The following is an 18482-nucleotide window of genomic DNA, read 5'->3' on the forward strand; positions in this document are numbered from 1 at the left end:
AGGGGGCCTTCAGCACCATGAGCGTTGTCACCAACACGACCACGATCGGCGCGATCGACGCACCGAGCCGCCGCAACACCGAGCTGGTGCTGCTTCTCTTCGCCGTGTTCATCTCGGTGTTCGCGTACGCCAACGTGGGCCTCGCGCTCAACGGCGAACTGCCCTCCGGCATGCTCGGATACGGGCTCGGGCTCGCCCTGCTCGGCGGCATCGGCCACCTCGCCGTCCGCAGGTTCGCCCCGTACGCGGACCCGCTGCTGCTGCCACTGGCGACGCTACTGAACGGGCTGGGACTGGCCATCATCTGGCGTCTGGACCAGTCCGAACGGTTCCAGGCAACCCCGAACTTCGCGCCCGCCGCCTCCAAGCAACTGCTGTTCTCGGCAGTGGGCGTCGCACTGCTGATCGTCGTCCTGGTGGCCCTCAAGGACCACCGCATTCTGCAGCGCTACACCTACATCTCCATGCTGGTGGCGCTGTTCCTCCTGATCCTTCCGATGTTCTTCCCCGCGGTGAACGGTGCCAAGATCTGGATCAAGATCCCCGGCGTCGGAACGCTCCAGCCAGGGGAGTTCGCCAAGATCATCATTGCGGTGTTCTTCGCCGGCTATCTCATGGTCAAGCGCGACGCGCTGGCCCTGGCCAGCCGCCGCTTCATGGGCCTCTATCTGCCGCGGGGCAGGGACCTCGGGCCGATCCTCATGGTCTGGGCCTTCTCGATCCTCATCCTGGTCTTCGAGACCGATCTGGGCTCGTCCCTGCTGTTCTTCGGCATGTTCGTCGTCATGCTGTACGTCGCCACCGAGCGCACCAGTTGGATCGTCTTCGGTCTGCTGATGTCCGCAGCCGGCGCCGTCGGTGTGGCCACATTCGAACCGCACGTCCAGCAGCGTGTCACCGCCTGGCTCGACCCATTCGCCGGATGGGGCAAGCTGGCCGCCAGCGAGCAGATGGCCAAGTCCCTGATGGCGTTCGGCTCCGGCGGCACCCTCGGCACCGGGCTCGGCCAGGGCAACTCCGACCTGATCGGCTTCGCCGCCAACTCCGACTTCATCCTCGCCACCGTCGGCGAGGAGCTCGGCCTCGCCGGAATGATGGCCATCCTCCTTGTCTACGGTCTGATCGTCGAGCGCGGTGTCCGTACCGCCCTCGCCGCCCGCGACCCCTTCGGCAAGCTCCTCGCGATCGGGCTCTCCGGCTCCTTCGCCATTCAGGTCTTCGTCGTTGCCGGCGGCGTGATGGGACTCATTCCGCTGACCGGTATGACCATGCCGTTCGTCGCGGCAGGCGGATCGTCAGTGATCGCCAACTGGGCCCTGATCGGCATCCTGCTCCGCATCAGCGACACCGCGCGCCGTCCCGCACCGGCCCCAGCCCCATCACCCGACGCCGAGATGACCCAGGTGGTCCGACCGTGAACAAGCCCCTTCGAAGGATCGCGATCTTCTGCGGGCTGCTCGTCCTCGCTCTCCTGGTCCGTGTCAACTGGCTCCAGTACGTGCGTGCCGACGAACTGAACGCGAACGAGCACAACCGCCGCGTCCAGATCGAGCGGTACGCACACGAGCGCGGCAACATCATCGTCGACGGGAACCCCGTCACCGGGTCCGTCGAGACCAAGGGCAGCGACTTCAAGTACAAGAGGGTCTGGAAGAACGGCCCCATGTGGGCCCCCGTGACCGGCTACTCCTCGCAGGCGTTCGATGCATCGCAGTTGGAGAGCATCGAGGACGGAATCCTCACCGGCAACAGCGATCAGTTGTTCTTCGACCGCACGCTGTCTCTCTTCAACGGCGAGAAGAAGACCGGCGGCAACATCGTCACGACCCTCAACGGCGCCGCCCAGAAGGCTGCCTTCAAAGGGCTCGGCGACAAGAAGGGTGCCGTAGCCGCGATCGACCCGCAGACCGGCGCCATCCTGGCCCTGGTCAGCACCCCCTCGTACGACCCCTCGGTCTTCGCGGGCAATTCCCTCAAGGACGCGGATGCTCGGCAGCAGCTCCTGAAGGACAAGGACAAGCCGATGCTCAACCGGGCATTGCGCGAGACCTACCCGCCGGGCTCTACCTTCAAGGTCGTCACCGCCGCGGCTGCGCTGGAGAACGGGCTGTACACCAGCATCGACGAGCCCACCAAGTCGCCGCTGCCCTACCGGCTCCCGCTGACCACCGGCAATCTGGAGAACGAGGGCAACATCCCGTGTGAGAACGCCTCGCTGCGGGAAGCGCTGCGGTGGTCCTGCAACACCGTCTTCGGCAAGATCAGTGATGACCTCGGCAACCAGAAGATGATCGACGAGGCCAACAAGTTCGGCTTCAACAAGGACATCTTCACTCCGGTACGGACCGACGCCAGCATCTACCCCAAGGACAACCGCCCGCAGAACGCCATGGCCGGCATCGGCCAGGCGTCCAACCGCGCCACCCCGCTGCAGATGGCGATGGTCGCCGCCGCGGTCGCCAACGACGGCAAGCTGATGCAGCCGTACATGGTCGCCGAGCGCCAGGCCCCCAACCTGGACGTGATCTACACCCACGAGAAGGAACAGCTCAGCCAGCCCCTCTCGGGTGAGAACGCCCAGAAGCTCCAGCAGATGATGCAGACCGTCGTCGAGACCGGCACGGGGCAGCGGGCCAAGATCCCCAATGTCACCGTCGGCGGCAAGACGGGTACGGCCCAGCACGGTCTGAACAACAGCGAGAAGCCGTACGCCTGGTTCATCTCGTACGCCAAGACCGACAGCGGCTCCCCGGTCGCCGTCGCCGTGGTTGTCGAGGACGGCCAGGCCAACCGCGACGACATCTCCGGTGGCGGTCTGGCCGCCCCGATCGCACAGGCTGTAATGAAGGCTGTCATCGACAGCAAGAAGTGATGCCCATCACATCGGGTGCCATATCTGCACATTGGGATACCGGTCAGATATCAGGTCCGGACTCCGGGCCGATCAGGTAGTGCGCGGCCGGTAGCGTATGCGCGAGCAGCACACCGCCGGACCGCACACCGGTGCGGTCGGGACTGACGGAGAGGGCTGGAACAGTTATGGAAGAGCCGCGTCGCCTCGGCGGCCGGTACGAGCTGGGCTCGGTGCTCGGCCGTGGTGGCATGGCCGAGGTCTACCTCGCACACGACACCCGGCTCGGCCGCACCGTAGCTGTGAAGACGCTGCGGGCCGATCTGGCCCGCGACCCGTCCTTCCAGGCCCGGTTCCGCCGTGAGGCCCAGTCCGCCGCCTCGCTCAATCACCCGGCGATCGTCGCTGTCTACGACACCGGTGAGGATTACGTCGACGGGGTCTCCATCCCGTACATCGTGATGGAGTACGTCGACGGGTCGACGCTCAGGGAACTTCTGCACTCCGGCCGCAGACTGCTGCCCGAGCGCACCCTCGAGATGACCGTCGGCATCCTCCAGGCGCTGGAGTACTCGCACCGCGCAGGCATCGTCCACCGCGACATCAAGCCGGCGAACGTCATGCTGACGCGCACCGGCCAGGTCAAGGTCATGGACTTCGGCATCGCCCGCGCCATGGGCGACTCCGGTATGACGATGACCCAGACCTCGGCCGTGATCGGCACCGCCCAGTACCTCTCCCCGGAGCAGGCCAAGGGCGAGCAGGTCGACGCGCGTTCCGACCTGTACTCGACCGGCTGCCTGCTCTACGAGCTGCTGACGGTCCGGCCACCGTTCATCGGGGACTCACCCGTCGCGGTTGCCTACCAGCACGTACGGGAAGAGCCGCAGACGCCCAGCAACTTCGACCCCGAGATCACGCCCGAGATGGACGCGATCGTGTTGAAGGCCCTGGTCAAGGACCCCGACTACCGCTACCAGTCGGCCGACGAGATGCGCGCCGATATCGAGGCCTGCCTCGACGGCCGGCCGGTCGCCGCCACCGCGGCGATGGGTGCGCCCGGTTACGGCGGCTACGACGGATACGGCAACGACCAGCCCACCACCGCACTGCGCGCCGCGGACCAGAACGGCGCGCCCACGTCCATGCTGCCCCCGGTCAGCCCGGACGACGGCGGCTACGGCTATGACGACCGCCCGGACCGCCGCCGCCAGAAGAAGAGCAACACCTCGACGATCCTGCTGATCGTCGCGGGCATCCTGGTGCTCATCGGCGCGATCCTGATCGGCCGGTCGGTGTTCAGCGACTCCAACCGCAACAGCGGCAAGGTCGATGTGCCGAACATGGTCGGCTCGACCGTGAAGGGAGCACAGCGACTCGCGGACAACGCCGGCGTCGTCCTCAAGGTCGGCTCGCGCGAACCCTGCGAGGAGCAGCCCAAGAACAAGATCTGCAGCCAGACCCCGACCGCGGACGGCACGATGGCGGAGAAGGAGATCGTCACGGTCGTCGTCTCCACCGGTGCGCCGAAGGTCGAGGTCCCGGACGTCGTGGAGAAGACCGAGGCGACCGCCCGTAAGGACCTTGAGGACAAGGGCTTCACGGTGAACGTCACCGCGGTCGAGTCCGACAAGACCCCGGGTACGGTCACCAAGCAGGACCCCGAGGGCGGCACGAAGGCCGAGAAGAACTCCGAGGTCACGATCACGGTCGCCAAGCAGGCCACCCAGCAGGTGCCGCCCGTGACCGACCGGGATTACGATGCCGCGGTGACTCAGCTCAACGCCCTGGGCTTCAAGAACATCTCCAGGACCGACGTCGATTCCGAGAAGCCCGCGAACGTGGTGACCGACCAGACTCCGCCCGCCAACTCGATGCAGCCGCTGACCGCCCAGATCGTGCTGACGGTCTCGAAGGGTCCGCAGCAGCCGGAGAAGGCCACGGTTCCCGACCTGCAGGGCAAGACCCTCGCGGAGGCGAAGGCCCTGCTGGCCCAGGCAGGTCTGCAGCTCGGCCAGGTGCAGGGACCGAATGACGACAACGCAACGGTTGTCACCTACCAGCCCGGAGTGGGCCAGCAGGTCGACAAGAACAGCGCGGTCAACGTCCAGACCCTGCCGGGCGGCGGAAACGGCAACATCTTCGGCGGCCAGACCGGCTCACAACGCTGACCCCGAACCGCACCACCCATCGGGCCCCGGCACCGCAACGGTGACCGGGGCCCTTTGCTGTGTCCGCCCGCGATGCCTCCTGCCCACATACCGCACATGCGGTCGTAAACCGATCGTGTCTTCATATGTCCTGAATCGTTGGACCGATGGGGGTGACGTGGGGTTCAGGCCCCACCCCCCAGCTCGCACCGACATCCGAGACGAGCCGAGAGGGCATGAACGTGGTCAACGATGCAGTACTGCTGGAGTCGAGGTCTCTGCGCAATGACGTCGCCGGCCGGACAGAGGTGCTCGACAAGGTCAAGGCACTCTCGCTGCTGCCGGACGGCATGCACGTGACCACGGCGATGGTCGCGGTGTACTTCGAGGTGACCGTGAAGACCCTTGAGTCCGTTATGGAGGACCACAGGGAGGAGCTGGACTCCAATGGCCTCCAGGTTCTGACAGGCACGCGACTGGCCCTCTTCAAGGGGGCCTGTGGAATTCAGTCACGTTCACGGGCGATCGCAGTCTTCTCCCGACGGACGGTACTCAACGTCGCCATGCTTCTCCGGGACAGCGAAGTCGCACGTCAGGTGCGTACGTACCTGCTCGACATGGAGTACGTGGCACGGACTCAACCTGTGGACAACTCTGTCCACAGGGGGCCGGAGTCCCTCGACGACCGCATCGACCGACGCATTACCCACATCCTCGGCAAGACCGTCGTCCCCATGTTCAACGCCCTCATCGAGGCCTCCGGCGAGCATCGCAAGGAGCTGATCTCGCTCCGGGACGACGTCGAGAAGGTCGAGCGGAAGCTCTGCAACCACCACCAACGGCTCAGGCACCTTGAGCACGCCCAGGGCCCGCGCCCCTACACCGGAATCATGGCGTCCATCGATGCCATGAACTGGCGGGAGTTCGAGCACCACGTCGCCGTACTGCTCCGCCGCGACGGCTGCACGGACGTCGTGGTGCACGGCGGCCCCGGCGACCGAGGTGTGGATGTCACAGCAGTGACCGCGGACGGCCGCAGCATCGTCGTGCAGTGCAAGAGCTTCGCGCCCTACCGTCCGGTGTGGAGCAGCGAGCTGCAGAAGTTCCTCGGCGCCTCTTTCGTCCAGCACGGGGCCGATGTGGCTCTCTTCGTCGCCACGACCTCCTTCACACCCGACGCACGCGCCATCGCCGAGACCTACGGCATCACCCTCGTCGACCGTGCCCGCCTCGAAAAGTGGAGCGCCGGAGTAACGCTACCGATCCTGCAATAGCCGACAGCAACCCGTAGACGCGAAAGGCCCGAAGCCGCAAAAGGAAGTTGCGGCTTCGGGCCTTCGCCATCCTATGGGCCGGCTTCGTGAAGCCAGGACAACTGAGGTCCTCCTGGGACCTCGGTCCCAGTCTCAGCGCAGCTCCGCCGGCTTCGTACGGTCCTTGTCCACCTTCTCCGTACGCACCAGCTCGCCCCACACGATGTAGCGATACTTCGACGTATAGACCGGCGTGCAGGTCGTCAACGTGATGTAGCGGCCGGGCTTCTTCGTTCCCGATCCCTTCGGCACCGCCTGCAGTACATCGACGTTGTACTTCGACGTCTCGGGAAGCTCCTTGAAGACCTTGTAGACGTACCAGGTGTCCTTGGTCTCGAAAACGACCGCGTCCCCCGTCTTCACCTTGTCGATGTTGTGGAACTTGGCACCGTGCCCGTCGCGGTGTGCCGCCAGGGTGAAGTTGCCCTTCTTGTCCCAGGGGAGAGCCGACTTCACCGGGTCCGTGTAGTAACCCGCGATTCCGTCGTTGAGGTTCTCGGTGTCGGTACCCTTCTTGACCAGCACCTCGCCGTTCTTCATCGACGGAACGTGCAGGAAGCCGATGCCGTCCTTGGTGTCCAGCGCACCCGGTCCGCCCGCCCAGCGGTCGCGGATGGTGTGGCCCTGTTTGGTGGCCTCGCGATCGGCGAGCACATTCGTCCACCAGAGGGAGTAGACGACGAAGAGCCCCAGCACCAGGCCCGCGGTGATCAGCAGTTCACCGAAAACACTGACCGCGGTCGCGACGGGATGGCGGCCGCTGCGCCGTGGCGGGGGCGCGGACTCACCGATTCGCTCTTCGTGCTCGGTCCTCGCTGTCACCGCACCCGTCCCTGTCGTGATGATGTTTCAGCCGACGAGCGCGTCGGGCTTCCCCTTGCTGCGCGGTCGTTCGTCGACCATCTTGCCCCAGACGATCAAACGGTACGTACTCGTGAATTCCGGCGTACAGGTCGTCAGAGTGATGTATCGGCCCGGCCCGGTGAACCCCGAACCGGGCGGCACCGGGCCGATCACCGAGACATTGGACGGCGATGTCTGCGGAAGGGTCCTCGTCGCCTCGTACGTGTAGTACGCATCCTGCGTCTCGACCACGATCAGGTCACCGGGGCTCAGCCGGTTGATGTAGCGGAACGGTTCGCCGTGCGTGTTGCGGTGGCCCGCCAGCGCGAAGTTACCCTGTTTGGCCGACGGCATCGCGGTGCGGAGCGTGCCCTCGCCGTAGTGGCCGACCATGCCCCGGTCGAGGACCTTCTCCTTGCTGGTGCCCTCGGCGATCGGAGCGACCACGTCCAGTTTGGGGATGTGGATGATGGCGAATCCCTGCCCCGCTTCGAACACACCGGGATTACGGTCACCCTTCGCCCAGTCGTCCTGGATCTTGTGCGTCTCCTTGCCGGCGTACTGGTCGGCGCGCACATTCGTCCACCACAGCTGATACGTCACGAACAGCAGCATCAGGACGCCGAGGGTGATGAACAGCTCCCCGGCGACCCGGCTGGCGACAACGGCCGGGCTGTCCTTGGCCGCGCGCGCCGCACGCCGTGCCTCGACGCGTGACATCGGCTTCGCGGCCGGCGCCGCGGCCGACGCCGTTGTCTCCGGCTGCGGTTCGACACGCCGACGGCCGTGCCCCTTGGCGGCGCGTCGGCGCTCGGCGCGGCCTCCGGTGCGTGGTTCCGGATCGGCCTTCTCGGGCCCCGTGCCCGGTTCCGCGAAGCTCTCCGCATCGCTCGCCGACCCCGAACCCGGCTCCGACTTCGGCACCGGCTCCGGCCCGGAATTCGGCTGCCTGATCGTCACCGCCTGGTCGACCAGGCGCCGGGTGTCCGCCGTCCGCAGACCGACCGTCTCGTCGTCGAGCGGGAAGGGACGGGTGACAGGCTGCGCCCGGCGCGTTGACTCGGGCGTCGGTACGGGCGTCTGTGCGGGCGTCTGTGCGGGCGTCTGCTGCCCGTACCAGTCCCGTTCGAACCCCTCGGGGTCGTACCACTCCCGCGGGTTCTCCTCGGGCCTCTGCGCCCCTTGTGGCGCCTGCGCCTGCGTCTGTGCCGGCGGCGGCCGATCCGGCGCCCGGTGCAGCCCCCGCCCCTGCTTCTGGTCCTGCTCCTGCCCCGCCCCCGGCTCCTCCGGCAGGGCATTGCCCGCCCGGAACCACGGCGAGGCATGCTGCCCCGGCAGTGGATCGTTCAGCGGATCCGCCAGCTGGTCGACCGCCGCCTCGAACGCGCCTGCGGCCTCGTACGCTCCTTGCTCGTACGGGCCGTCCTGTCCGGCGTCGTGTTCGGGGCGGAGTGTGGTCACGCGACGGCCTTGCCCACCACCGGCGCGAGCCCCGCCGACCTCGCGACGGCTCCTGTGTCGCCGCACTGTGCCAGCCAGTTGGCCAGCATCAGATGGCCGTGCTCGGTCAGCACCGACTCAGGGTGGAACTGCACACCCTCCACCGCCAGTTCACGGTGGCGCAGCCCCATGATGATGCCGTCGGCGGTCCACGCCGTCACCTCCAGCTCCGGCGGAACCGTGTCGGGTTCGGCGGCGAGCGAGTGGTAGCGGGTCGCGGTGAAGGGGGACGGCAGACCGGCGAAGACCCCGGTGCCCTCATGGGTCACCAGCGAGGTCTTGCCGTGCAGCAGCTCCGGAGCGCGGTCCACCACACCGCCGTACGCCACCGCCATCGACTGCATCCCGAGGCAGACCCCGAAGATCGGAACGCCCGTCGCCGCGCAGTGGCGCACCATCTCGACGCAGACACCTGCCTGCTCCGGGGTGCCGGGGCCGGGTGACAGCAGCACGCCGTCGAAGCCGTCCTGGGCGTGTGCCGTGGTCACCTCGTCGTTGCGCAGCACTTCGCACTCGGCGCCGAGCTGGTAGAGGTACTGGACGAGGTTGAAGACAAAGCTGTCGTAGTTGTCCACGACAAGGATGCGGGCACTCACTGGCCGGCCCCCGTTCCGGTCGAGCCGTCAACCGTCACGTCGCCGAACGGAAGCAGCGGCTCCGCCCACGGGAAGACGTACTGGAAAAGCGCGTAGACGACAGCCAGCGCCAGCACGAGCGAGATGAGCGCACGCACCCATACGTTGCCCGGCAGATGCCGCCAGATCCAGCCGTACATGCTGTCCCCTCCATTCGGTACGGGACCAGACTAAAGGGCCGAGGCAGGAGCGTGGGTCAGCTGTGGAAAGCTGCCGGCTTGCCGTCGGTCACAGGCTGGGTCGCATCGAGGTGCGCCCAGGCGATCAGCCGGTGGCTGCTGCCCCATTCGGGGTCGCAGGTGGTCAGCGTCAGATAGCGGCCGGGCCCGTCGAAGCCGGACTTGCGGGGGACGGGGTCGATGACCCCGATGTCGCTCGGCACGGTCCGGTAGGGCTTCTTGTCGATGCGGTACGTGAACCACGTCGTCCCGTCCGTCAGCACCACCGCGTCTCCCGGGCGCAGCCTGGGGAAGTCCTTGAACGGATCTCCGTATGTGCGACGGTGTCCGGCCACCGCGAAATTGCCGGTAGCGCCGAGGCCGGCGGTCCCGGTGTAGTGACCGAGCCCCTTCTGCAAGGTCCTGACCTCGGTGTTCTCCAGGACGGGCCACTCCCAGCCCTTGCCGAAGCGGGGTATGTACAGCATCGCGAACGGCTTACCGTCCCGGTACGCCGCGGGGGCTGGGGGCGCCGCGGGCGTCGGGGATGTGTGCGGCGCGGGTGCGGACACCGTTCCCTGCGCCCACTGATCGCGCAGGGCGTCGATCTGTCCTTCGGTCGCGCCGGCGGCCTTCACTCCGGTCCAGAACAGTACGTACACCACAAAGAGCACGATCAGGGCTCCGACGGTGATGCAGAGTTCGCTGAACGTCCTCACGATCAGTCGCACCGACACCTCGTCGGCCTCCCCACAGCTGCTCGCTACTTCACCGGCTCCGCATAGTGGAGATCCACTGTGCCCGAGTAGCCGGGAAGAGTCACCGCCTCGTGCTCGTCGACTTTCCAGCCGAGCCCGTACGCCTTCACATACAGCAGGTAGTTGTTGATCGCCGGGGAGTTGTCGAGCGCCTGCCTGAGCTCGGCGGGGTCACCGACTGCGGTGATCTTGTACGGCGGGGAGTAGACCCGGCCCTGGAGGATCAGGGTGTTGCCGACGCAGCGCACCGCGCTGGTGGAGATCAGCCGCTGGTCCATGACCTGGATGCCCCGGGCACCGCCCTGCCAGAGGGCGTTGACGACCGCCTGCAGGTCCTGCTGGTGAATGACCAGGTCATTGGGTTGCGGGTCGGGGTATCCGGGGTTGGCCGTGGCGTTGGGCGGGGCGTCGTCGAGTGTGACGGCCACGGACCGACCGGTGATCTTTGTGGTGCCCGCGGCCCGCTCCAGCTCCTTGAGCCGGGCGTCCTCCGCCTTGGTGCTGCCGTCGTCGCGCCGGACGAGGGTGTCGATGTCCTCGCGCACGGCTGCGTTGGTCTCGTCCAGCTGGGCGTTCTTGCCGCTGCGCTGCTGGATGAGGTCGGAGAGCTTCAGCAGCGAGGAGTCGGTGCGGATGTTGGTGCCCTTGGCCGTGTTGGCGCTGGTGACGAAGATCAGTCCGGCAAGGGCGAAGACGGCAGCGGTGAGCACCCGGACCGGGTGCCGGAAGACGCGCCGGACCGGTCCTTGGGGGGAGTCGGCAGAATTGCTCAACGTACCCTTATCTCCTTCGGCGCCACGGAAGCACTACGCTAACGGACGCCCGGGGGAGGCAGCATTCCCCCTCGCGCCCTGCCCCGGCGCCAGCCACAGTTCCCTGCGCGGTCACGCAGCGCATCGACAGGAGAGTTCCTCGTGCCGAAGTCACGTATCCGCAAGAAGGCCGACTTCACGCCCCCTCCGGCGAAGCAGGCAACCAACATAAAGCTGACCAGCCGCAGCTGGGTGGCGCCGGTGATGCTGGCGCTCTTCCTCATCGGTCTGGCCTGGATCGTCGTTTTCTATGTGACCGACGGCGATCTGCCGATCAAGTCGCTGGGGAACTGGAACATCGTCGTCGGCTTCGGTTTCATCGCCGGTGGCTTCGGTGTCTCCACGCAGTGGAAGTAGTGCCGCAGGGCACGTAATCCCACAGCAGGGCCCGGTCCTGCAACCCTTCCCCCGAGTTACCCACAGCGTTATCCACAGGCGGGGGAAAAGGTCAGACGATCTGTGGATAACTCCCTGGCTGTTGACGCCGATGTGACTGCAGCCTCCCTCATCGAGGGATGGCACGCCCCTTGTCTCTGCTGGAAAAACCCAGCTCAGCGACAAGGGGCACAGTTGTTCCCACGGAATGCACAAGATCCGGCACTCGCTGTGGACAACTGACCGACGAAACACCCCAGGGAACGCCCGGGGAACGGCGTCCGCTCAGGTCAGCGCGGCTGTTCTGGCGATGACGACGGCGACCACAGCCACCAGGACCAGGGCGCAGGTGCCGTACTGCACCAGCGCGCGCCGCTCGCGGGGTGCGTGCACCATGCCGATCGCGATCAGCGTGCCCGCGATCAGACCGCCGACATGTGCCTGCCAGGCGATTCCGCCCCAGGGGTTGAAGGTGATGACCAGGTTCACCGCGAGAAGCACGAAGACCGGGCGCATGTCGTAGTTGAGCCGGCGCATGAGCACGGCAGTGGCGCCCAGCAGGCCGAAGATCGCTCCGGAGGCTCCGAGCGAGCCCTGTACGGGTGCGGAGAGCCAGTAGGTGAGGGCGCCGCCCGCCAGGCCCGAGAGCATGTAGAGCGTGAGGTAGCGGGCCCGGCCGAGCGCCGCCTCCAGCGGCCCTCCGAGCCACCACAGCCCCAGCATGTTGAACACGATGTGCCACATCTCCTGATGCAGGAACATCGACGTCACCAGCCGGTACCACTGGCCCTCGGCGACGCCTTCCAGCGGACCGCCGAAGTGGGTCGTGGCGCGGCCGAGCAGCACCAGCTCGTCGACCAGCGCATTGCCCTTCGCCAGCACGGCGATGTACACGGCGACATTGATGCCGAGAAGGATCTTGGTGATGAGCCGGGGGTCGGCCGTGATGCTGCCGCCTGCGACGGTGCGCGGCTGGTTGGCGGCCGGGCCGTGTCCCGTACCGGATCCCTGGCGGACGCAGTCCGGGCACTGGAAGCCGACCGAGGCGTTGACCATACACGCGGGGCAGATCGGGCGGTCGCAGCGGGTGCAGCGGATGTGCGTCCCACGACCGGGGTGGCGGTAGCAGCTGAGCGAGCCGTCCGTGGCGGCGGACCGGTCCTGGTCTCCCGGCGGCTGCTGGTCCATCGGTCCCATCACTTCCCGGTCCCCTCGGTGCTCGTCGTGGCGGCAGCACGCACAACGCAGCCCTGCTCGTCCGCTATGTAACAAGTACGGACGAGCAGGGCGGTTGGTTCCCGGGGGACCCGAAAAGACGGTCAGACCGTGATCATCTGATGACCACTGGTGATCATCGGTTCTCGATGACGACCGACTCGATCACGACGTCCTGCAGCGGACGGTCGGTGCGGGAGTTGGTCTTGGCGGCCGCGATGGCGTCCACGACCTTCTGGCTGGCGGGGTCGACGACCTCACCGAAGATGGTGTGCTTGCCGGTCAGCCAGGCGGTCGGCGAGACAGTCACGAAGAACTGCGAGCCGTTGGTGCCCGGGCCGGCGTTGGCCATGGCCAGCAGGTACGGCTTGTTGAAGCTGAGGTCAGGGTGGAACTCGTCTCCGAACTCGTACCCCGGGCCACCGGTGCCGTTGCCCAGCGGGTCGCCGCCCTGGATCATGAAGCCGCTGATGACACGGTGGAAGACGGTGCCGTCGTACAGCCTGTCCGTGGACTTCTTGCCGGTCTCGGGATGCGTCCACTCACGCTCGCCCTTGGCGAGCTCGACGAAGTTCTTGACCGTCTTGGGCGCGTGGTTCGGCAGAAGCCGGATCTCGATGTCGCCCTGATTGGTCTTCAAGGTGGCGTAAAGCTGCTCAGCCACGATCTGCCTTCCGTAAGTCTTCAGTGACGTTCACCGATCCTCGCACGGACCGTCAGCTCCGGCGCCCGGCCGCCACCACCAACGCACTTCGCTCACCTTCTTGCCCGATTGCGCGCCCCGTGCGCCGAGGCCGTTTTCGCCCCCGCTCGCCCATGGCATCCCCGAAACCCTTGCGTGCCGCTCCCCGCAGGAACAAATGCGGCCAAGTGCGTGACGAACCGGCGCGGGCTGAACCGAACCATGGCATTGTCGTCGGCAAGCTCCCCTTGCACCACATTGCCCGAAGGCGCCACTGATGACCTGAATGACCCGGATGCCTGCCCCGCATGCCATACAGGCCTCCGGCAGGCATGATCTCGAAGTGGGTGGAAAGGCGGAGTATCCACCCGCCACCAAGGAGGAGGATCCCGTGACCCGCATCGACAGCGTGCGCGCCGCAACCGACTCGGCGAAGGACAGCGTGCAGCACGCCGCAGAAGTGGTGGCGCCCTACGCCGACACGGCCAAGGACCAAGCCGCACATCTTGCGTGCGAGGCCCGCACGCGGCTCGCGCCGAAGGTGTCGAAGGCAGCCCAGCAGGCCCGCGTCCAATACGACGCGCATCTCGCACCACGTATCGAACTGGCCCGCGCTCATGTGCCCCCCAGGGTCGACGAGGCCGCCCAGCGCGCCGCGCTCCGCACCCGCCGGGCCGCCCGTACCGCCGCGGACTACACCGTGCCGCGCGTCGGGCACGCGATGGCGGTCGCCCAGCCCGTGGCCGAGGAGGCCTCGGCCCGCAGTGCCGCCGCGCTGGCCGCGCTGCGCGGGCAGGTCACTGCGAAGGAGATCAGGCAGCTGGCCAGAAAGCACGAGCGGCGGGCGAAGGCCGGGCGGCTGTTCAAGGGGTTCGTCGTGGCCGGCATCGTGGCGGGCGGCGCCTACGCCGCCTGGAGGTGGTGGGACAAGCAGGCCAACCCGGACTGGCTGGTCGAACCGCCCGCCCCCACGGAGGTCTCCGACCGCGCACCACTGTCCTCGGTCGACGGCAGCGGTCCCACCTCGCTCGACCCGGACGTCCAGGCCAAGCAGGCCGAGGCGGAGAGCAAGGGGACGGACGGCCCGGAAGGTGTGGACGGCACCGATCTCGACGACCGCCGCTGAACAGCCCCCGCACGACGAACGGGCGCCGGAAGACCCTGCGGTCTTCCGGCGCCCGTTCTGTCACCTGTCGAGCCCAGGAGATTCGAACCCGAAACTGAGAGCTTCTCACCTGCGATTTATCGAAGAACCGGACTTTTACGCCCTTCTCGATCCGGCTCCGTCCTCCTCGGTCCGCCTCCGCGAGAGATCTGTGCCCACTCGTGGGCACAGCACCGAAAATCGTTGCGAAAGCAACGAGTAGCCGCCAGCAAGGGCCTACATTCAGAGCTGACTGCACGTGCGATCCGCATTTGCGCAAACCCAAGGCTCATGCTGCGGAAAGAGTATCGGCAGGCAGTCCGGACGCAGCACGGTTCGGCATCGTCAGCGCCTCGATGTGCGGGCTGACCAGGAAGTCGTTGACGAAGAGCGAGGAACAACCCAAGTGTTCGGCCAGGCGGCCGATGGCGACCAGCTCGCGGGCATCGTCGGCTGCGCCCCACCGGGCGGTTCCGGTCGGAGGCAGTACACCGATGTCCATGCCGACGATGCTCATGAACGGCGCGGGCAGCGACAATTCCCTGCTGGGAATGGGCGTCCCCAGATCCGTCGACCGGGGCTCAGGAAGGTGAAGGCCTGCGCTGAGCGCCTGCCGTTCCCGGAGCTCCTTCGACGCGGCCATGGCGGTCATGACCGTCCACCACTGGCCGGATGTGCGCCGCGGGCTGAGTGAACTGCGTCGCGTCGCGCGCGGTCAGGCGGTGTTCACCTGGCATCCAGTCCACCGGCCGGAGCTGTGGCTGCTTGAGGAGTACCTGCCGGAGATCCGTGAGCTGGAGTACGCCCGCTTCACCGCCATGTCCGAAGTCGCCGAGGCGCTCGACGCGCATACGATGCTGCCCTTCCCCATCCCGCACGACTTCACCGACGGCTGCCAGATCGCCCACTGCCTGGCGGCGCCGTCATGCCAACCTGCTCGACAAGGAAAGCGTGGACTACGGGTACCGCCTGCTCATCGCAGGGGAGAGCTTCGGCCCCAGGTGACAGCACCGTCCCGGGATCCGCTCGCATACATGCCCTGCAAACCCGCTGGGGACTACTCCGTCCCCGTATCGAGCGTGTCTTTGGCGACCAGTCTGGAGCCGGAGAAACACAGGCGGTAGAGATCGACCTGGTCCAGGAGGTTGCCGTTCGAGCGGTAGAACTCGCAGGTGGTCCCGGGCGGCCGGGGCGCCGAGCGCGCATCGTCGGGGGGATAGGGGAAGGGGCGTGGCGGAAGGAGGTGTGCGATTTCGGTGCGTGGCCGGCCGACGCGCAGCTCCTCGCAGCGGGACGGCGGCAGCACACTGGTGGCCAGTTGGTAGGCCAGATACGCGACGGCGGGCAGGAAGATCACCGCTGCCCCGGTGGGGACCGCGAAGACGGCAGCGAAACGCCAACGGGCGCTGCGCCGTATGTGAGCCAGTCGGCGCGCCGATTCGGGTGCGGCGCCAGTGGCCGTGTCTTCTGCGCCGGTGTCCTCCGTGCCGTTCGTGGGGAGGGGTCGGGTGGTGTCTTCGGGCAGGGCCCGTGGCGTCGGTTTCGCCGTCGCATGGTGCGGCAGGGTGGCGCTCACCTGGAAGCCGCCCTCGTACGGGCCGGTCCGCAGTGAGCCGCCGAGGACCGTTCCCCTCTCCCGCAGTCCTGCCAGGCCACGGTTGCCCGCCACTATGCCGGGCAACGGGCCCGCGGGGGGCTCGGAGTTGACGATCCGGATGTGGATACGGTCGCTGTCGTGGGTGATGCTCACCCGCACGGTGCTGCCCGGGGCGTGTTTGGTGGCGTTGGTGAGTGCCTCCTGCACCACCCGGTATACGCCGCGTTCGATCAGTGGTGACAGTGCGGGCAGGGGGCCGTTGCGCTCCCACCGCACCGGGACGCCGGAGGCGACCGCACGGCCCAGAAGTTCCTCGACGCTGTCGGCCGCGGGCGGACTGGCTTTTGTATGGGGCTCGTCGCGCAGCACGGTGACGGTCTCACGCAGCTGGTCGACGGCGTCCGATACCGTCCTGCGCAGCTCGGCGACGTCGTCGCGGTCCTGAGGGGCGAGCGTGGGGGAGAGCTCCAGGGCCCCAGCACGCAGAGCGACCAGGCTCAGAACGTGCCCAGCGAGTACGCTCCGGCACGGCGTCGCGCTGCCTTGGCCAGGCCCACCGTCTCCAATACTTCGTCCGCTCGGCGCACCGGGATGCCGTTGCTGCGCGCCTGCGCGATCAGGTGACTGCGTGCCGAGCGCGCAGGGTGCAGCGCCTTCGCGTCCAGCAACGCGCCCACTTCGCGGACCGGGTGGCGCAGGGCAGAGTACGGCCTGCTGTCAATGAGCGCCGTGCCCTGAGAGGGGTGGCCCAGGCCCAGGACCATCCGCATCGTGGTTGATTTACCGGCCCCGTTGGGGCCGAGGAAGCCGGTCACCTTTCCTTACCTTGATGTCCAGTGTCAGGTCGTGCACAGCGACGGTTTCGCCGTATCGCTTGGTAAGCCCTCTGAGGGTGATCACATCGGTTCCTTCGGCATCTGCCGGACTTCTCTCTCGTACGGCAGCGACGCTAGAGGGACTGGGCGCGACGGCACATGGGCCGTTCGTCAGCACCTTCCTTCCTTTAGTCAGGGGTGCAGCCCCGCCGCTGGTCGCACTTCTCCCAGCGATCGGACTCACGGCCGCCCTGGGGCCGTACGCTCGGCTTGTGGAACAGACGACACCAGGCCGTCGGCCGGTCCGCGTCCTTGTGGCGGACGACGAGGCGATGGTCCGGGCCGGGGTACGAGCCATCCCTGGCCAGGGACCCGCGTACCGAAGTGGTCGCCGAGGCTGCCGACGGCCATGAGGCCGTTTCACTGACGCGCCGTCACCGCCCCGACGTGGTCCTCCTGGACATCCAGATGCCCGGGCTGGACGGCCTGGCGGCGGCGGCTCAGATCCACCGGGCACTGCCGGCAGTCGGCGTGATCATGCTGACGACCTTCGGGGAGGAAAACTTCATCGCACGGGCCCTCGAGGACGGGGCCAGCGGCTTCCTGCTCAAAGCGGACGACCCCCGGGAACTGCTGAACGGAGTGCAGGCGGTGGGAGCCGGCGGGGCCTACCTTTCGCCGAGGGTTGCCACCCGAGTCATCGCCGGTCTGCGCGCACACCGGGCGGCACGTCCCCACCGCCCGCTCAAGCACTTGACCGGACGGGAACTCGACGTGCTGGCCGGGCTCGGGGCAGGGCTGTCCAACTCCGAGATCGCCGCCAGGCTGCATCTGGTCGAAGGCACCGTGAAGGCGCACGTCAGCGCGGTCCTTGGCAAACTGGGGGCGCGCAACCGGGTGGAGGCCGCCATTGCCGCGCACGAGGCCGGCCTGGTCCCTCGCGCCCCATAGGCCGCCTCCGGCCCGCCGATCCACCTGGATCGGCCGCCCGCCAAACGGTCAAGCGGCACGGCGACCGCGGTCGCACGAACTGTCGTCATCTGGTCGACGCCCGCACGTACGCGGTCCACCGGAACGGTGTGAACCGGCACCTGGTGGCACTCTTCTACGTGGTCGAACCGGGGCCCGGCCCGCTCGTGGTCGCCGAGACGGGCAGGAGCACGCGGACCACCGCATGGAGGTCACTGACCAGCCTGCCCACAGCGCAACTGTCCCCGGCGGCGATCGACGCGCTCGGCATGTTCAGCAACCAGGACACTCACCGCACGTACCCTCGCTGAGCTGAGCCGTGCCGCCCGACGGCGAAATCACCGCCTCCATCGCACCCACAGACCCGCACAGCACCCCAGGGCCCAGGGGGATCCACCGGGGGGAGGGCGAAGACTTCACAACCCCGAAAGATCAAGGGCTCCGCCACCGACCGTGGGCACCGCTGCGCCCACCAGTGGGCACAAAAAAATACCCTCCGAAGCTACGTTTCCGCAGGTCGGAGGGCATTTAGCAAGTGGAGCCTAGGAGATTCGAACTCCTGACATCTGCCTTGCAAAGGCAGCGCTCTACCAACTGAGCTAAGGCCCCGAAAAGCGGACAGCACCGGACGCTTCAGCGTCCCGGCGACCACCGCAGACCAGAGT

Annotated in this window: 18 protein-coding genes, 1 tRNA gene and 3 pseudogenes; 9 read left to right on the top strand and 13 right to left on the bottom strand. The window is 67.3% G+C overall.

Annotated elements, in window-relative coordinates:
* Nucleotides 1-17: 17 nt before the first annotated feature.
* From ACGFU7_RS09415 to ACGFU7_RS09430, 4 genes are all read left to right on the top strand, one after another.
* The gene (locus ACGFU7_RS09415; RefSeq protein WP_393693922.1) at nt 18-1418 is read left to right on the top strand and encodes an FtsW/RodA/SpoVE family cell cycle protein; all 1401 of its coding nucleotides are present in this window, start codon (nt 18-20) and stop codon (nt 1416-1418) included.
* Nucleotides 1415-2872: a penicillin-binding transpeptidase domain-containing protein gene (locus ACGFU7_RS09420; protein ID WP_393693924.1), complete on the top strand. Its 1458-nt coding sequence runs from the start codon at nt 1415-1417 to the stop codon at nt 2870-2872. The genes ACGFU7_RS09415 and ACGFU7_RS09420 overlap by 4 nt, the downstream gene beginning before the upstream one ends.
* A 167-nt stretch (nt 2873-3039) precedes the next feature.
* Nucleotides 3040-5022, top strand: coding sequence for a Stk1 family PASTA domain-containing Ser/Thr kinase (gene pknB / locus ACGFU7_RS09425; protein ID WP_393693926.1), 1983 nt, complete (start codon nt 3040-3042; stop codon nt 5020-5022).
* Between the two features lie 215 nt (nt 5023-5237).
* Nucleotides 5238-6275: a restriction endonuclease gene (locus tag ACGFU7_RS09430; RefSeq protein WP_393693927.1), complete on the top strand. Its 1038-nt coding sequence runs from the start codon at nt 5238-5240 to the stop codon at nt 6273-6275.
* Nucleotides 6276-6407: 132 nt separating this feature from the next.
* Here the strand turns inward: ACGFU7_RS09430 and ACGFU7_RS09435 are convergent, their stop codons facing one another.
* The 6 genes from ACGFU7_RS09435 to ACGFU7_RS09460 are packed head-to-tail and all read right to left on the bottom strand — an operon-like array spanning nt 6408 to nt 10981.
* On the bottom strand, nt 6408-7136 hold the full coding sequence (locus tag ACGFU7_RS09435) for a class E sortase (protein WP_393693929.1): 729 nt from the start codon (nt 7134-7136) through the stop codon (nt 6408-6410).
* 27 nt (nt 7137-7163) lie between these two features.
* On the bottom strand, nt 7164-8618 hold the full coding sequence (locus ACGFU7_RS09440; RefSeq protein ID WP_393693931.1) for a class E sortase: 1455 nt from the start codon (nt 8616-8618) through the stop codon (nt 7164-7166).
* Complete coding sequence (locus ACGFU7_RS09445) at nt 8615-9253, bottom strand: aminodeoxychorismate/anthranilate synthase component II (RefSeq protein WP_393693933.1); 639 nt, start codon at nt 9251-9253, stop codon at nt 8615-8617. Before ACGFU7_RS09445 ends, ACGFU7_RS09440 begins: the two co-directional genes overlap by 4 nt.
* On the bottom strand, nt 9250-9432 hold the full coding sequence (locus ACGFU7_RS09450; RefSeq protein ID WP_393693935.1) for a hypothetical protein: 183 nt from the start codon (nt 9430-9432) through the stop codon (nt 9250-9252). The genes ACGFU7_RS09445 and ACGFU7_RS09450 overlap by 4 nt, the downstream gene beginning before the upstream one ends.
* Before the next feature lie 56 nt (nt 9433-9488).
* Entirely contained in the window at nt 9489-10187 is a 699-nt protein-coding gene (locus ACGFU7_RS09455) for a class E sortase (RefSeq protein ID WP_393693936.1), read from the bottom strand.
* 26 nt (nt 10188-10213) lie between these two features.
* The gene (locus tag ACGFU7_RS09460; protein ID WP_393693937.1) at nt 10214-10981 is read right to left on the bottom strand and encodes a DUF881 domain-containing protein; all 768 of its coding nucleotides are present in this window, start codon (nt 10979-10981) and stop codon (nt 10214-10216) included.
* 141 nt (nt 10982-11122) lie between these two features.
* Here ACGFU7_RS09460 and crgA point away from each other — a divergent pair, with 141 nt between their 5' ends.
* Nucleotides 11123-11377: a cell division protein CrgA gene (gene crgA, locus ACGFU7_RS09465; protein WP_265543105.1), complete on the top strand. Its 255-nt coding sequence runs from the start codon at nt 11123-11125 to the stop codon at nt 11375-11377.
* A 303-nt stretch (nt 11378-11680) separates the two neighbouring features.
* Here crgA and ACGFU7_RS09470 read toward each other — a convergent pair whose 3' ends face one another.
* Together ACGFU7_RS09470 and ACGFU7_RS09475 are read right to left on the bottom strand one after the other, a co-directional pair.
* Nucleotides 11681-12583 carry a rhomboid family intramembrane serine protease gene (locus ACGFU7_RS09470; RefSeq protein WP_393693939.1) on the bottom strand — a complete coding sequence of 301 codons (903 nt, stop codon included), beginning with the start codon at nt 12581-12583 and terminating at the stop codon, nt 11681-11683.
* A 163-nt stretch (nt 12584-12746) separates the two neighbouring features.
* Nucleotides 12747-13274 (bottom strand): peptidylprolyl isomerase, encoded by a 528-nt coding sequence (locus tag ACGFU7_RS09475; protein WP_393693941.1) that lies wholly within the window; start codon nt 13272-13274, stop codon nt 12747-12749.
* A gap of 409 nt (nt 13275-13683) precedes the next feature.
* On the opposite strand from ACGFU7_RS09475, the gene ACGFU7_RS09480 reads away from it, so the two are divergent.
* Nucleotides 13684-14418: a DUF5324 family protein gene (locus tag ACGFU7_RS09480; RefSeq protein WP_393693943.1), complete on the top strand. Its 735-nt coding sequence runs from the start codon at nt 13684-13686 to the stop codon at nt 14416-14418.
* Nucleotides 14419-14725: 307 nt separating this feature from the next.
* On the opposite strand, the gene ACGFU7_RS09485 is transcribed toward ACGFU7_RS09480, so the two are convergent.
* Nucleotides 14726-15088, bottom strand: coding sequence for a hypothetical protein (locus ACGFU7_RS09485; protein ID WP_393693945.1), 363 nt, complete (start codon nt 15086-15088; stop codon nt 14726-14728).
* Between ACGFU7_RS09485 and ACGFU7_RS09490 the strand changes: the two genes are divergently transcribed.
* On the top strand, nt 15087-15560 hold the full coding sequence (locus tag ACGFU7_RS09490; RefSeq protein ID WP_393693947.1) for a hypothetical protein: 474 nt from the start codon (nt 15087-15089) through the stop codon (nt 15558-15560). The two genes, ACGFU7_RS09485 and ACGFU7_RS09490, sit on opposite strands and share 2 nt — an antisense overlap.
* Here the strand turns inward: ACGFU7_RS09490 and ACGFU7_RS09495 are convergent.
* The 3 genes and pseudogenes from ACGFU7_RS09495 to ACGFU7_RS09505 all read right to left on the bottom strand — a co-directional run.
* Complete coding sequence (locus ACGFU7_RS09495; protein WP_393693948.1) at nt 15494-16402, bottom strand: sensor histidine kinase; 909 nt, start codon at nt 16400-16402, stop codon at nt 15494-15496. The genes ACGFU7_RS09490 and ACGFU7_RS09495 overlap by 67 nt on opposite strands.
* 45 nt (nt 16403-16447) lie before the next feature.
* Nucleotides 16448-16600 (bottom strand): annotated as a pseudogene (locus ACGFU7_RS09500) (hypothetical protein); the annotation flags it as partial.
* Nucleotides 16540-16933, bottom strand: a pseudogene (locus tag ACGFU7_RS09505) (ATP-binding cassette domain-containing protein); the annotation flags it as partial. The pseudogenes ACGFU7_RS09500 and ACGFU7_RS09505, both read right to left, overlap by 61 nt.
* Nucleotides 16934-17180: 247 nt before the next feature.
* On the opposite strand from ACGFU7_RS09505, the pseudogene ACGFU7_RS09510 reads away from it, so the two are divergent.
* Nucleotides 17181-17799 (top strand): annotated as a pseudogene (locus ACGFU7_RS09510) (response regulator).
* A gap of 128 nt (nt 17800-17927) precedes the next feature.
* Entirely contained in the window at nt 17928-18128 is a 201-nt protein-coding gene (locus tag ACGFU7_RS09515; protein ID WP_393693950.1) for a hypothetical protein, read from the top strand.
* Between the two features lie 225 nt (nt 18129-18353).
* On the opposite strand, the gene ACGFU7_RS09520 is transcribed toward ACGFU7_RS09515, so the two are convergent.
* Nucleotides 18354-18426: transfer RNA gene (locus ACGFU7_RS09520), tRNA-Ala, on the bottom strand.
* Between the last annotated feature and the right edge of the window lie 56 nt (nt 18427-18482).

Origin of the sequence: Streptomyces sp. NPDC048473, from assembly GCF_043200155.1 — a bacterium.
Classification (GTDB): domain Bacteria; phylum Actinomycetota; class Actinomycetes; order Streptomycetales; family Streptomycetaceae; genus Streptomyces.

Coding starts and splice junctions, on each gene's coding strand:
- ACGFU7_RS09450 (WP_393693935.1), bottom strand. CDS start 9,432: ATGTACGGCTGGATCTGGCGGCATCTGCCGGGCAACGTATGGGTGCGT.
- ACGFU7_RS09430 (WP_393693927.1), top strand. CDS start 5,238: ATGAACGTGGTCAACGATGCAGTACTGCTGGAGTCGAGGTCTCTGCGC.
- ACGFU7_RS09415 (WP_393693922.1), top strand. CDS start 18: ATGAGCGTTGTCACCAACACGACCACGATCGGCGCGATCGACGCACCG.
- pknB (WP_393693926.1), top strand. CDS start 3,040: ATGGAAGAGCCGCGTCGCCTCGGCGGCCGGTACGAGCTGGGCTCGGTG.
- ACGFU7_RS09485 (WP_393693945.1), bottom strand. CDS start 15,088: ATGACCGCCATGGCCGCGTCGAAGGAGCTCCGGGAACGGCAGGCGCTC.
- ACGFU7_RS09470 (WP_393693939.1), bottom strand. CDS start 12,583: ATGGACCAGCAGCCGCCGGGAGACCAGGACCGGTCCGCCGCCACGGAC.
- ACGFU7_RS09490 (WP_393693947.1), top strand. CDS start 15,087: ATGACCGTCCACCACTGGCCGGATGTGCGCCGCGGGCTGAGTGAACTG.